Here is a 13271-nt window from a genome sequence, read left to right as displayed (position 1 = left end):
CGACCTCGGCCGACGGCGCCAGGCGAAACGACAAGGTCTGCGCCTCCAGGGTGGCAACACGTTCGGCGAAACGCTTGGACAACGCGGCTGCATTTTGCAGTAAACCGGTGGCGGCCTGAATGTCACTTGCGTCATGGGCAATATGCTCGTCCACTTCAGCCAACATGACTTCAAGGCGCTCTGCCACACCTCCAACAGCACCCAGATACCGCAAAGCCTCGCCTCCCCGAAGCTTGGGAGCCTCGTCAAGCTGCTCGAGCGCCAGGCTGGCTGCAGCCACCGCCTTCGCCAACTGCTCCAGGGTCTCCACCTGCTGCGGCGCTCCCATCAACTCGCGCAATTGCTCGACCACAGGCGGCAGCGCCGCACAGGCGCTGCGCGCCGCAGTGGCGGCCGCACCATCACCGGTCACCAACACCTTGGCTACATTGGCGGTAATGATGCGTTCACCGTTGCGCAGGATATCCAGGATGCGATGGGCGCTCTGGGCGTTGCTCACCCGCGCCTCGTGGTCCGCGGCGCGGGAATCCAGGCCCTTCAGCCCATCGGCGATACCCTGCTCAACGAGGGCCGTCGCCTCTCGCATCCGGGCGTAATGGGCCGTCATATTCTCGGTTTCGCCATCCATGGTCAGGGTCGCCGCCCGCAAGGACGCGATCGCTGCAGCGAGCCTCTCCAGGCTGCCCTTGAGCGATTGCGCCTCTGCCGCCGGAATAGCGTTAAGGCCGCTGATAGCGGTCGCTACCAAGCCTTCGGCCTGGGACAAGCTTTCCTGGTCGCGGGTGGCAATGAAGTTTTCCACCCGCCCGGTGGCCCCGTTGACCGAGGCCAGAATTTCCGCGGAATGGCTGGCGGAATCCACCGCACGTACCATGCCTCGCAGACCGTAGAGGTTCACGAGCGATACCGCCAGCATCAGCAACACCAGTGCGGCAACCGCCAGGCCAATCCTGACGGCAATAGGCCTGGCCGTGGCTGATTTGAATGTCAACATGGACCTCGCCCGCCGCTACTGCTTCGGCACCTCCGGCAAAAACGCCGGCGGCGCCGTATGGTTGATGGCCGCATCGATCATCGCCGCAACGGAAGCCTGGCCGTAGAAAGGATTGGCGGCGCCACCCACCGGCATGGTGGCGAGCCAGGCGTCCAGGTCTTTGGCATCAATACGTACCAGCGGCACCTCGACGAACTTCGGCACCTGCTTGCCCGCCAGTATCTGCTGGGCCACCCAGAACCCCATCTGGGAGACGCTCGGGGAGGCAGAAACAGAGACGGTCTCGTAGCCATTGGCATCGCGTTCCTGTTTCCACAGGGCAAGTTCGTCCTGACGGTTCCCCATCACAATGATCGGCAAAGGGCGTCCCGCCGCCTTGAACGCCATGGCCGCGCCATATCCGTCGCCACCCTGAGTCGCCACGGCATCAATAGTGGGCAGCGACGGCAGCGCCAGCGTCACTTCCTTGCGGGCGACAGAAGCCGTCCAGTTCCCGTATACGGTCTTGACGAATTTCAGGCCCGGATAGTCGCTGGCGGCCTTGCGAATGCCATCGCTGATGTTTTTATCCGTGGCATCGCCAGCGATGCCACGGATCTCCAGCAACGTCCCGTTCCCCTTCAGGCGCTCGGCGATGTAATCCATTTCCACACGGCCCATGGCGGACCAGTTGTAATCCACGGTATAGACACAGGGCTCGGTGACCAGGCTGGCCATGACAACCACCACGATGCCGGCGTTGCAGGCATCGCGGATCACCCCGTTGAGGGCCGTGTCGGAGGCAGCGAGGACCACGATGGCATCGACGCCCTTGACGATCATGTCCTGGATATGGGCCGCCTGCTCCGAAGCCGAGTTATTGGCGCTGACGACGGGAGCCTCACGGATCAAGCCGTCTTTTTGCGCCTGGAGCGCAATTTCCTGCCAGTTGCGCACCATCACCTTGCGAAAATCGCTGCCCGCATAGGAATTACTGAAGGCAATGCTATAGCTTGCGGTAGGGCCGCTGGCGATGCCGTCGTCGGCAGCATGGGCTGGGTTGGCGGCAACTATCGCCAGCCCCGCCACGCAGCCGGCGAAGCGCCCCAAGATCGTGTAGATCGGTTTGGTGTTCATGCTGTTCTCCATCATGCTTGGCATTTACCAACAGTCATCCATCTGCACCTGCCTACAGCCTGGATCGACGGCTTGTCCTGGTTGGAGCGGTTGGCCCCCGGGTTTGGAGATTTTCGAACATGTAGGTTTGGGGCAGGCATTGAACGTTTCCCCATATGCCGCGTGCAGGTTGTTGCGTAGTGCCGTTGAAAAAGCCCGAAGCCCACCCCCCGGCTGTCTTGCCGATACAAGGCTGCTGGCCAACGTCAATGATTTCGATAAGGTCAGTGCCCTTGGCAGCCGAACATTGAAACCCGTATAGGGCTCGCATTGGCAATGAGCATAGTATCAAAGTGCCCGCTACGCCCGCGGTCTGTGAACGGATACGGCGTTCTGAGCCACGGTTATGTGTTTGCTGCTGCCCTACTCAAACCCGCTTGCTGTTCTACGCTTGCTGCTTGACCCACTTATCGGAGACCCGACATGAACCCCCACACCACCGCCCTTGTGCTGATCGAATACCAAAACGACTTCACCACCGAAGGCGGCGTGTTCCATGACGCCGTCAAAGACGTGATGCACACGTCCAATATGCTCGCGAACACCGCCACCACGGTTGAACAGGCGCGCACGCTCGGCGTGAAGATCATCCACCTGCCGATCCAATTCGCCGAGGGCTACCCGGAGCTGACCACCCGCGACTACGGGATTCTCAAGGGCGTTGCCGATGGCAGCGCCTTTCGCACCGGCAGTTGGGGCGCCGACATCAGCGAAGCGATTACCCGGGAAGCCGGCGACATCCTCGTGGAGGGCAAGCGCGGGCTGGACGGTTTCGCCACCACGGGCCTGGATTTGGTGCTGCGCAACAACGGCATCCAGACCCTGGTGGTGGCGGGCTTCCTGACCAACTGCTGTGTCGAAGGCACGGTTCGATCAGGTTATGAGAAGGGCTATAACGTGGTAACGCTGATCGATTGCACCGCGACCTTCACCGACGAGCAACAACAGGCTGCCGAACGCTTCACGCTGCCGATGTTTTCCAGGACGTTGCAACACACCGAGTTTCTCAACGGGCTGAACGCCCGCTAGCCATCGCCCAGGAGGCGGCTTTACAGCCGCCTTCGGATTCGCAGTCACCTGCGACACCCTGGCCGGGTTCGTTGATCTGAAACACCTCAGTTGTCAGGGTGTTCGCTCGCCACTGAATCGGCGGCGTCCACATCAGACATATCCTCCTCAAGGGGTGCATCGTCGTCCGGCGGCAGCGGGATCTTATCCTCATCACGCTTCGGGTCGTGCCCTGTCTCGTTGTCCGTGCCGCGCGTTACAGCCTGCTGTGAAATGTTGCCCGGGGCATTTTCATTGATTTCCATGCTGGCTCTCCGTTCTTGGGCTCGGGATATCCGTGCTTAAGGTTGAGAAACGCCATGCCCCCCAGAGTGCCGGGCAACAGACGAATGGACGCGCCCAGACTGGCACAAGGTGACCCTGCCGGTGTGTATTTCGATCCATTCGGCGCCGTGGGTATTTCCTGGATGGCGCGGCTGGAGGCATTGCGATGTGGGGAACTGAAATTGGATGAGTCATCCAGCAGGCTCCAGCGGGGCTGCGTAAACGGTAGCACTAACGCCAGACGGCCTGGTCCGGTACCCACCGGTAAACGTCAGCACCTGGCTCGCGCCCGGCCGGCATCAGAATCAGATGCTGAGGCCCTGCGCGCATTTCCCGGTCATCCCATTGCAACAGTTTTTCCCCCTGCCGCACTCGACACAAGGTGGTCACGAATACCGGCACCTTTGGCAAGGTAAGGGCATGTCGCGCCCGTATGACAGATGCATCGATAATATTTTCCCGGTGCTGTATGCCGTCCCAAGGGCGCATCGTGCTTAACGTCCGTAAGTTGAAGTAATGGTCGCTTTGGCCAGGACGTTGGCGTTGAGCATGTAACCTACCAAGGCTCCGCTGGCCTGGTTGTCGAGCGGTAGCTTGTCGGCTTTCAAGGCCCACACGGTGAATTGATAGCGATGGGGTTTATCCTCGACAGGAGGGCAAGCGCCACCGAACCCGGCTGGTCAGTGAGAAATCCGCAGCGTAGCCACTGAGTGTTACGGCCATGGAGAGTGCAGGCAGGATTAATCTGATGTTCATCGCGGCTCCAGCTGAGTCTGAAAGTGAAGCTCGAGTCTAGGTTGAACAAAGACGGGGGACTGTGCCGAAATGCTCGATAACAGTGCCGAAATGCTCGATTGTCCGGGCGAACGATGACTCTCGTCCTGCCTGACAGCCTTCAGATACTCAAGAGCTCGCTGACGGGCAGTCGATGGGTGGTCTTCATCTCGCGCAGGGAGAGGTTCGAGCGAATACTTGAAACCCCAGGGAGCTTCCTCAGCACTGTTTCGACAAAGCGGCTATAGCTGTCCAAGTCCCGTGCAACCACCTCAAGTAGAAAGTCCGCCTCCCCCGTTGTGTTATGGCAACTCAATACCTGCGGGGCCGCCTGAATAATCTTTTCAAACCTTGCCGTGGCTTCTTCGCTGTGATCCGTGCAGGAGATCTGGACAAAGGCCTTCAGGCCCAACCCGAGTTTCTTTCGATTGAGAATGGCTTGGTATCCCTCGATAACCCCGCATTCTTCCAGCCGTCTTTGCTTGCGCCAACAGGACGCTTCGCTGAGGGACAACTGCTCGGCCAGCTTGACATTAGACAGCTTGCCGTCCCGCTGCAAACGCTCCGATATTGCAATGTCCGCCTTATCGAGCTGCTCAATCATGAAATAACTCCTCAAATTCTGGCTTTAAAATGAAGGTTAATTTCAATTCTTGCGTTCGGTCAATTGCAACTTGAAAGGTAATTTCAAGGCGCTCATTCATAATGGCAATACCTGAATCGCCCCTCCAAGCCTAGGTAATTTGAATGAAAGCAGTCGTCTACGAAGCCTTTTCCAAGCCGCCGCGCCTTATGAACGTGGCAGACCCATCCCCGGAACGTCATGGTGTGGTGATCCAGGTGCTTGGCACCGGGGTGTGCCGCAGCGACTGGCATGGCTGGAAAGGTCACGACCCCGACATTGAACTGCCCCATGTCCCGGGTCATGAACTGGCGGGCATCGTGGCCGAAGTGGGCAACGACGTCACGCGGTGGAAGGTCGGTGACCGCGTGACCGTGCCGTTCGTGGGCGGGTGTGGTGCTTGTGCGCAGTGCAACAGCGGCAATCAGCAGGTCTGCCACACGCAATTTCAGCCGGGCTTCACTCATTGGGGTTCTTTTGCCGAGTACGTCGGCATCCACCAGGCCGATCTGAACCTGGTCGCGCTGCCTGAGAGCATGGACTTCGCTACCGCCGCAAGCCTGGGTTGTCGCTTCGCCACCTCGTTCCGTGCAATCGTCGACCAAGGCAACGTCAGCGCCGGTCAGTGGGTAGCGGTTCACGGCTGTGGTGGCGTAGGCCTGTCTGCGGTGATGATCGCCCAGGCCATTGGCGCAAACGTGATCGCCATCGATATTTCCCAGGAAAAACTCGACCTGGCACGCGCGCTCGGCGCTGTCGCCACCCTTAATGCCCAGTGCGTCGCAGACGTCACCGAAGCCGTGCTGGAAATCACCCAGGGCGGTGCCCACGTCTCGCTGGACGCATTGGGCCACCCAACCACCTGTTTCAACTCCATCAACAACCTGCGCCGTCGCGGCAAGCACGTCCAGGTCGGGCTGATGCTCGCTGATCACGCCACGCCGGCAATCCCCATGAGCAAGGTTATCGCCCATGAACTTGAGATCTACGGTAGCCACGGGATGCAAGCGCATCGCTATGGCGCCATGATCGAGATGATCACCTCAGGCAAGCTGGCACCTGAAAAACTCGTGGGTAAAACCATCAGCCTGGCGCAGTCCATCGATGCGTTGACGAACATGGACCGCTTCGAGACGGCAGGTGTAACCGTCATAACCGAGTTTTAACGCATGACGCCACCCTGAGCCGCACTGAACAATAGTTTAGAAATCTCTGAACTATCTATTTGCACTTCCCTATTCTTTCCGCCAACCGCCCCTCCCTACTATTGGCGGCAACAAAGGAGCCTTTCCACAGAGATGCGGCCCGAAGATTGCCTTTTCTGATTGTCACTGCCGTTTTTTGTGCGTTTCGGTTAGCGCCGCAACGCCGCTGTGTCAATCATGCGAAGGCACCTTTGGAGCAGATCGATGAAGTTGGAAATATTCCGAACGTTGTGGGGCTACACCGCGAGCAAGGCACAAGCGCTGGAGGAGCTGCTTGAAGCCGGGCTCGATGGCATGGAAGCTCGCCTGCCCATGACCGCCAGCGAACGCGCCGAGTTCGCAGCCTTTCTACGCGCCAACCACGTCAGCTATATCAGTACCGTCTTCAGCGCCTACGATGTTCTGCCGCAACAATCGGCGAGCGTCGACGAACACCTTCTGGACCTCGATAAAAAACTCGGTTGGGCGGCTGAGTTATCGCCGCGCTTCATCAACCTGCTGGCTGGCAACGACCGCTGGCCACTGGTACAGCAAGTCGACTTCTTTGGCCGCGCGATGGACGTCGCGCGCAAGCATGGCCAGGTGTGCGCCTTTGAAACCCATCGTGCGCGCTCGTTGTTCAACCCCTGGGTCACCCTCGAGCTGATTCGTCAACTGCCGGACCTGCGCTTCACCAGCGACATCAGTCATTGGGTCGTCACCTGCGAGCGTCTGCTCAACGATCCGGAAGACGACCTCAGCGCCTTCGTCGAACGCGTTCACCACATTCAAGCCCGGGTCGGTTATGACCAGGGGCCCCAGGTTCCCCACCCCGCCGCCCCCGAGTATGCCCAGGCGCTGGCCTTCCATCAGCAACATTGGGAGGCCATCTGGCGATCCCAGGAAAACCGCGGCTATCAGGTCAGCACGCTGACACCGGAGTTCGGTGCCGACGGCTATCTGCATCACCTGCCCTTCACCAATGTGCCGGTGGCCGACCTGTGGTCGCTGAATGTGTGGATGGCAAACACCGAGCGCGAGCATTTCCGCCGCTTCAGCGGTGCCTCAACCCGATAAGGAGCGTTCCCTCATGCCTGACAAAACGCCAAAGGCCGCCAACTTCAATCGCATTCCGCTGGTGGACATCGCCGGGCTGTACAGCGACGACATCACACAGCGCCAGGCAGTGGCCGAAGAGCTCGGTAACGCCGCCCGCGCAGTGGGTTTTCTGTACATCAAGAACCACGGCATCGAGTCGTCGCTGATCGACGGCTTGCGTCACGCGGCAAAGGACCTGTTTGCGCAATCCCTTGCGTACAAGATGCAGCACTACATCGGCACCTCCCGCAGCCACAAGGGTTTTGTGCCTGAAGGCGAAGAGGTCTATGCCAAAGGCAAACCCGATCACAAGGAAGCCTTCGATGTCGGTTTTGAAGTGGGCGAAGACGATCCGCTGGTCATGGCCGGGACCCCATTGATCGGCGCCAATGAATGGCCAGACCTGCCGGGTTTCCGTCCTGCCGTCGAAGCTTACTACGCAGCGGTGTTTGCGTTGGGTCGTCGCCTGTTCAAGGGCTTCGCGCTCGCATTGGGCCTGGAAGAGGACTATTTCGAAGCACTGGTTACCCGCCCACCGTCGAAACTGCGCCTGATTCACTACCCATTTGACCTGGCCGCCCAAGACGCACCCGGCATTGGTGCGCATACCGACTATGAGTGCTTCACCATTTTGCTTGCCGACAAGCCAGGCCTCGAGGTGATGAACGATCAGGGGCACTGGATTGATGCGCCGCCCGTGGACGGTGCCTTTGTGGTCAACATCGGCGACATGCTGGAGGTCATGACTGCGGGTACGTTCGTCGCTACGGCTCACCGAGTGCGAACCGTCAGTGAAGAGCGCTACGCCTTCCCACTCTTCTACGCATGCGACTTCCATACGCAGATCAAGCCACTGCCACAGTTTCTTGAAGGCGCTAAGGATTACGAGGAAATCACCATCGGTGAGCACATGTTCGGCCAAGCGCTGCAGACCTATCAGTACCTGCGCCGCAAAGTCGAACGGGGCGAACTCAAGCTGTACGAGAAAGCGCGCAAGCCATCGAGCTTCGGTCACTTAAAGAGCCAGGCGCAGGACGCGTCCTGATGCAACCCTCAGCCTGGTCACACCGCCCTGTTTAACCACCCGCCCAGCCCTACTTTACCGACGTGGAGTCATCGATGATGCGCAATCCAATCAATAATGCTGTCCGCTTGACCCTGCTGGCCGTCGCACTCCTTGGTGCAGCTGGCGCCCATGCCGCAACGACGGTGACACCCGGCATACTCAAGGTCGGCATGGAAATCACCTATCCGCCCTTCGAGTCATACGACGAACATAAAAACGTCGTCGGTTCCGACCCCGAGCTGGCGCACCTGCTCGCCAAGCACCTGGACCTCAAGGCCGACTTCGTTGACACCAAGTTTTCCAACCTGATCCTCAGCCTGAACGCCGGTCACTACGACGCGATCATCTCCGGCATGTACATCACGCCCCAGCGGCAGACGCAAGCGCAAACCATCCCGTACGCCAAGACCGGCGCAGCGATCATGGTGCTTAAAGACAGCCCGCTGAAACCGAAAGTACCGGAAGACCTCTGCGGCCTGAAAGTCGGCCTGGAAAAAGGCACCACGTGGGTGGCGCAGTTCAACACGCTCTCGACGGACTACTGCACCCCGAATAACAAGGGCGCGATTATGGTCAGCGAGTTCCCGTCCGCACCCGAAGTGACCCAGGCGCTGCTCTCCGGCAATGTGCAGGCTCAGGTCGAGATCGACGGCGCCGCCGGCATGATCGCAGAACGTACCAAGGGTCGCGTCGTGGTCAGCACCGAGCACTCGATCTACCAGCAGACGCTGGGTATTTACGTCAAGAAAGGCAACGACGCGCTCTATCAGGCACTGCTCAAGGCCTTTGAGGCGAGCAAGGCGTCCGGTGAGTACGCCGCCCTGTTGAAGAAATACAACCTCGAAGAACCGACTAACTGACTCAGTGCAGCCCTGTGGGAGCGAAGCCGCTCCCACCGTCGGCGGCTTTCGCTTGACTGCCCGGCCCAGGTGAAGCCTGCGTCGACGCCAGCAGTTGGAGGTACACATGCAATTTGAATGGCCTTACTTTTTTTCTCTGTTTTCGCTCTCGGACTTCTGGAAAGCCTGCATTACGGTGGTGGAGCTCAGCACGCTGGCCTGGTTCATCGGCATGCTGCTGGGCTTCCTGCTGGCTTCGGCCAAGCTCTCGGCCACGCGTTGGATCAGCGTGCCGGCGTCGATTTATATCTGGTTCTTTCGCAGCGTGCCGCTGCTGGTATTGGTGGTGTTCGTCTATAACCTGCCGCAGATGTTCCCGGTCACCCGGGGGGTACTGTCCAACCCGTTCTATTCCGGCCTGTTGGCCCTGGTGGTCACCGAAGCGGCCTATATGGCGGAAATCCACCGTGGCGGCTTGATATCCGTGGCCAAAGGACAAAAAGAGGCCGGCCGCGCGCTGGGCATCGGCCTGCTCGGTTTACAGCGTCTGATCGTGATCCCACAGGCGTTCCGCATTTCCCTGCCAACGCTGATCAACGAATACATCACCGTGGTGAAACTGACCTCGCTGGTCTCGGTGATTTCCTTGACCGAACTGTTGACTGTGGGCCAGCGCCTTTACGCGCAAAACTTCCTGGTCATGGAAACCCTCTCGGCTGTGGCGGTGTATTACGTGCTGATCGTGACCGTGCTCGGCTGGCTGTTTCATTGGCTGGAGCACCACCTGGAACTCAACAACCGCACACCCCAAACGCTCGATGACATCAGCGTGGGGCGTCTACGCGCGTCACGGGCGACGCCCCCTTCGACAAGCGCTGGCAAAGCGCCTGGGCCTGGCTCCGCACCCGCCCTGCAACTGGTCAACATTCACAAGCGCTACGGCCAGCATGCTGTGCTCAAGGGCATCAACCTTGATGTAAATGTGGGTCAGGTGATTTCCATCATCGGCCCCTCGGGCTCGGGAAAAACCTCGCTGATTCGCACCGTCAACGCCCTGGAAAGCATCGACCAGGGCGAGATCATTCTGTTCGGCGAAAGCTATATCCACGCCGGTGACAACACCAACACGCAACAAGTACGCCGTGGGGTACAGCACATCGGCATGGTGTTCCAGAGCTTCAACCTGTTTCCTCATCGCACGATTCTCGACAACGTTACCCTCGCGCCGCGCTATCACGGCCGCGACCAACTCATCAGCGAACAGCGCGCCTACGCCCTGCTGGACAAGGTCGGACTGCTGGCTCACGCACAAAAATATCCGCATCAGTTGTCTGGGGGTCAGCAACAACGCGTGGCAATCGCCCGCGCATTGGCCATGGACCCGCACATCATGCTGTTTGATGAGCCGACGTCAGCCCTTGACCCGGAACTGGTGGGCGACGTGCTCAAGGTCATCGGCGACCTGGCAAAAGAAGGCATGACCATGCTGATCGTGACCCACGAGATGGACTTCGCCCTGTCCATTTCCGACCGGGTGATTTTCATGGAAGACGGCCTGGTTGCGGTGGATGCGGCGCCTGGGATGATTCGTGCCGATCAGTGCGGCGAGAGAATCAAGGCATTCATGCGGGTTTAAACCCGGCGTGAGTGGGGCCTGAAACTCGAAACGCAAGCGTCGCTGATCAGCGCTCACACCCACTCACTGTGCTCTCAGCTCCTTGCCTTGAGCCGGACACTGGCAAACGTCGATTCCCCCCGCGCCTGCTCCAAGGCACTCATCGGCATCGGCATCGGTACGGCGCGAATCATCGGCTTCAAAATGACGGCTCGCTCTCCTGCCGTCACCAGGCGCTCGTCACTGGGCGGCACACCAAAGTACTCGCGGTAGCATTTGGAGAAGTGCGGTGTGGACACAAACCCGCAAAGCAAGGCCAGCTCCACGATCGAAATGGGGGTTTGCTTAAGCAACTGCCGCGCGCGGATCAGCCGCAACCGCAGGTAGTAGCGCGAGGGTGAACAGTGCAGGTATTTCTGGAACATTCGCTCAAGCTGACGCCGTGACAGGGCCACATACTCCGCCAGTTCATCCAGGTTGATCGGTTCTTCCAGGTTGGCCTCCATCAGCGCGACGATTTCCTGCAGCTTCGGTTGCTGGGTGCCGAGCATGTGCTTGAGCGGCACGCGCTGATGGTCTTGCTCATTGCGCATGCGCTCGTACACGAACATGTCCGAAATCGCCGCCGACAGCTCGTGCCCATGCTCACGCCCAATCAGGTGCAACATCATATCCATGGGCGCGGTGCCGCCCGAGCTGGTCAGGCGATCGCGGTCGAGGGTAAACACGCTGGCGCTGAGGCTCACCCGTGGAAAGGCTTCCTGCATGGCCGCCAGCCATTCCCAATGCACACTGCATTCAAACCCGTCGAGCAACCCCGCCCGGGCCAATACCCAACTGCCGGTACAAATACCACCCAGACGCTTCGAATAACGTGCCTGGGTACGCAACCACTTCATCAACTCGTCGGTCACCGTGCCTTGAATGCCCGTACCGCCGCACACCAGCACGATATCGGCGCAAGGCGCACTGCCTATCGAACAGTCAGGTGTGATGGGCATGCCATCGCTCGCCCAAACGGGATTACCGTCGGTGCTGGCCGTCTGCCAAGAGTAGAGTTCCTGGCCTGCTAGCTGGTTGGCCATGCGCAGCGGCTCTACGGCAGACGCCAGTGAGATCAGGGTGAACTGGTCCAGCAACACAAACACCAGGCGGGTCACCGGCCGAGCGTTCATGGCTGCGAGGCGACCGGCATCGGCTTGCGCTCAGGTTCGGGTTGGCGTGCAGTCAGGACGCCGACCAAGGAAATCAGCAAGGCCAGGATGATCGTCGAAGACACCTCGAAGCGATGCTCGGGGGTCAACAGCATCACCGCCAATGCGCAACAGATGAAGACAATGACCACCCAGGTCAGCCAGGGAAACAGCCACATCTTGAACGTCAGCGTGACATTGCGGCGCTGCAGGACCTTGCGCATGCGCAGCTGCGAAACGGCGATCACCAGGTACACCAGCAAGGCGATGGCCCCCGAACTGGCCAGCAGAAACTGGAACAGCCCGGCCGGCATGAAGTAACTGAGCAAGGTCACACCGGCACCGAGGACCGTGCTGGCGATCACGGCGGCCCTTGGCACACTCGCCGCCGAGGTCTTTTTCATCAGCGCTGGCGCGTCCCCGCGCTTGCCCAGGGAATACAGCATGCGCGAAGCAATGTAGATGGACGAGTTCATGCAACTGGCCACGGCGATCAACACCACCACGTCCACCAGTAACTTGGCGTGGGGAATGTTCATCAGTTCCAGGGCACGTTGATAAGAGCCTACCGACGCCAACAGCGGGTCGTTCCAGGGCACCACGGAAATCACCACAAAGATCGACAACACGTAAAACACGCCGATACGCCACATCACCGAACGCGTGGCCCGGGCGATATTCTGCGCCGGGTTGCTGGACTCGGCTGCCGCAATGGTGACGGCTTCCGTGCCAATAAAGCTGAACATGATGGTAATGAAAGCCCCGACCACCGCAGACAGGCCGTTAGGTGCGAAACCACCGTGTTCTTCCATCAAGCGACTCAAGCCGCTGGCCTCCCGCTCGGGAATCCAGCCCATCAACACTGCGCCTCCCAGGCCGATGAAGCCGATGATCGCCACGACCTTGGCCATGGCAAACCAGAACTCGAATTCGCCGTACTTGGAGACGCTGAACAAATTGGTGACCACCAACAAAAAGATCGACAACAAGGCAAACAGCCAAGCGTCGATCTGGGGGAACCACTGGTTGAGGATATGCCCGGCGGCCAAGGCTTCGATGGGAATCACCAGCACCCAGAACCACCAGTACAACCAGCCGATCGTAAACCCGGCCCAGCGCCCGATGGCCTGGTCGGCGTAGGTCGAGAATGAGCCGGTGTCGGGATTTGCCACCGCCATCTCCCCCAGCATGCGCATGACCAGCACGACCAACAGGCCGGAAAACAGATACGCCAGCATCACCGCCGGCCCCGCCGCCGCAATGGCGTGCCCGGACCCGACAAACAACCCCGCGCCGATAATGCCTGCGATGGAGAGCATGGTGACATGGCGCGGCTTGAAGCCCTGCGCCAACTGGCCGTTTGAATCCTTGGAACTCAGGCTATTCATCGTTGTTTTTA

The 13271-nt window shown here is 59.6% G+C and carries 11 protein-coding genes and 2 pseudogenes; 6 read left to right on the top strand and 7 right to left on the bottom strand.

From position 1 onward, the window contains the following. Nucleotides 1-1009: 1009 nt before the first annotated feature. Nucleotides 1010-2110, bottom strand: coding sequence for an ABC transporter substrate-binding protein (locus tag HCF10_RS20530; RefSeq protein ID WP_145337777.1), 1101 nt, complete (start codon nucleotides 2108-2110; stop codon nucleotides 1010-1012). A gap of 462 nt (nucleotides 2111-2572) precedes the next feature. Here HCF10_RS20530 and HCF10_RS20525 point away from each other — a divergent pair, with 462 nt between their 5' ends. Continuing rightward, nucleotides 2573-3178: a cysteine hydrolase gene (locus tag HCF10_RS20525; protein ID WP_131696186.1), complete on the top strand. Its 606-nt coding sequence runs from the start codon at nucleotides 2573-2575 to the stop codon at nucleotides 3176-3178. A gap of 86 nt (nucleotides 3179-3264) precedes the next feature. On the opposite strand, the gene HCF10_RS20520 is transcribed toward HCF10_RS20525, so the two are convergent. The 4 genes and pseudogenes from HCF10_RS20520 to HCF10_RS20510 all read right to left on the bottom strand — a co-directional run bounded on the left by HCF10_RS20520 (nucleotide 3265) and on the right by HCF10_RS20510 (nucleotide 4859). Beyond that, nucleotides 3265-3462 carry a hypothetical protein gene (locus HCF10_RS20520; RefSeq protein ID WP_027606646.1) on the bottom strand — a complete coding sequence of 66 codons (198 nt, stop codon included), beginning with the start codon at nucleotides 3460-3462 and terminating at the stop codon, nucleotides 3265-3267. A gap of 295 nt (nucleotides 3463-3757) precedes the next feature. Continuing rightward, nucleotides 3758-3970: pseudogene (locus HCF10_RS31490) on the bottom strand (helix-turn-helix transcriptional regulator); the annotation flags it as partial. A gap of 5 nt (nucleotides 3971-3975) precedes the next feature. Beyond that, a pseudogene (locus tag HCF10_RS20515) lies at nucleotides 3976-4152 on the bottom strand (phosphatidylethanolamine-binding protein); the annotation flags it as partial. Between the two features lie 224 nt (nucleotides 4153-4376). Next, nucleotides 4377-4859 carry an Lrp/AsnC family transcriptional regulator gene (locus tag HCF10_RS20510; protein ID WP_131696185.1) on the bottom strand — a complete coding sequence of 161 codons (483 nt, stop codon included), beginning with the start codon at nucleotides 4857-4859 and terminating at the stop codon, nucleotides 4377-4379. 143 nt (nucleotides 4860-5002) lie between these two features. Between HCF10_RS20510 and HCF10_RS20505 the strand changes: the two genes are divergently transcribed. The 5 genes from HCF10_RS20505 (at nucleotide 5003) to HCF10_RS20485 (ending at nucleotide 10700) form a co-directional block, all read left to right on the top strand. Then, the gene (locus tag HCF10_RS20505) at nucleotides 5003-6043 is read left to right on the top strand and encodes a zinc-dependent alcohol dehydrogenase family protein (RefSeq protein ID WP_145337776.1); all 1041 of its coding nucleotides are present in this window, start codon (nucleotides 5003-5005) and stop codon (nucleotides 6041-6043) included. 243 nt (nucleotides 6044-6286) lie between these two features. Further along, on the top strand, nucleotides 6287-7138 hold the full coding sequence (locus HCF10_RS20500) for a sugar phosphate isomerase/epimerase family protein (RefSeq protein WP_167656276.1): 852 nt from the start codon (nucleotides 6287-6289) through the stop codon (nucleotides 7136-7138). A gap of 13 nt (nucleotides 7139-7151) precedes the next feature. Continuing rightward, on the top strand, nucleotides 7152-8204 hold the full coding sequence (locus HCF10_RS20495) for an isopenicillin N synthase family dioxygenase (protein WP_131696182.1): 1053 nt from the start codon (nucleotides 7152-7154) through the stop codon (nucleotides 8202-8204). Nucleotides 8205-8281: 77 nt separating this feature from the next. Next, complete coding sequence (locus tag HCF10_RS20490) at nucleotides 8282-9085, top strand: ABC transporter substrate-binding protein (protein WP_131696639.1); 804 nt, start codon at nucleotides 8282-8284, stop codon at nucleotides 9083-9085. A 106-nt stretch (nucleotides 9086-9191) separates the two neighbouring features. Next, nucleotides 9192-10700 carry an amino acid ABC transporter permease/ATP-binding protein gene (locus HCF10_RS20485; protein WP_167656275.1) on the top strand — a complete coding sequence of 503 codons (1509 nt, stop codon included), beginning with the start codon at nucleotides 9192-9194 and terminating at the stop codon, nucleotides 10698-10700. Between the two features lie 74 nt (nucleotides 10701-10774). On the opposite strand, the gene HCF10_RS20480 is transcribed toward HCF10_RS20485, so the two are convergent. Both HCF10_RS20480 and gabP read right to left on the bottom strand, forming a co-directional pair. Beyond that, complete coding sequence (locus tag HCF10_RS20480) at nucleotides 10775-11854, bottom strand: GlxA family transcriptional regulator (protein ID WP_131696180.1); 1080 nt, start codon at nucleotides 11852-11854, stop codon at nucleotides 10775-10777. Continuing rightward, nucleotides 11851-13260: a GABA permease gene (gene gabP, locus HCF10_RS20475; protein ID WP_131696179.1), complete on the bottom strand. Its 1410-nt coding sequence runs from the start codon at nucleotides 13258-13260 to the stop codon at nucleotides 11851-11853. Before gabP ends, HCF10_RS20480 begins: the two co-directional genes overlap by 4 nt. Nucleotides 13261-13271: the final 11 nt, after the last annotated feature.

The sequence above is a fragment of the Pseudomonas sp. B14(2022) genome, from assembly GCF_012030485.1.
In the GTDB taxonomy this organism is placed as follows: domain Bacteria; phylum Pseudomonadota; class Gammaproteobacteria; order Pseudomonadales; family Pseudomonadaceae; genus Aquipseudomonas.
Note: the sequence above shows the minus strand (reverse complement) of the source record. Positions and strands in the feature narration are given on the sequence as shown.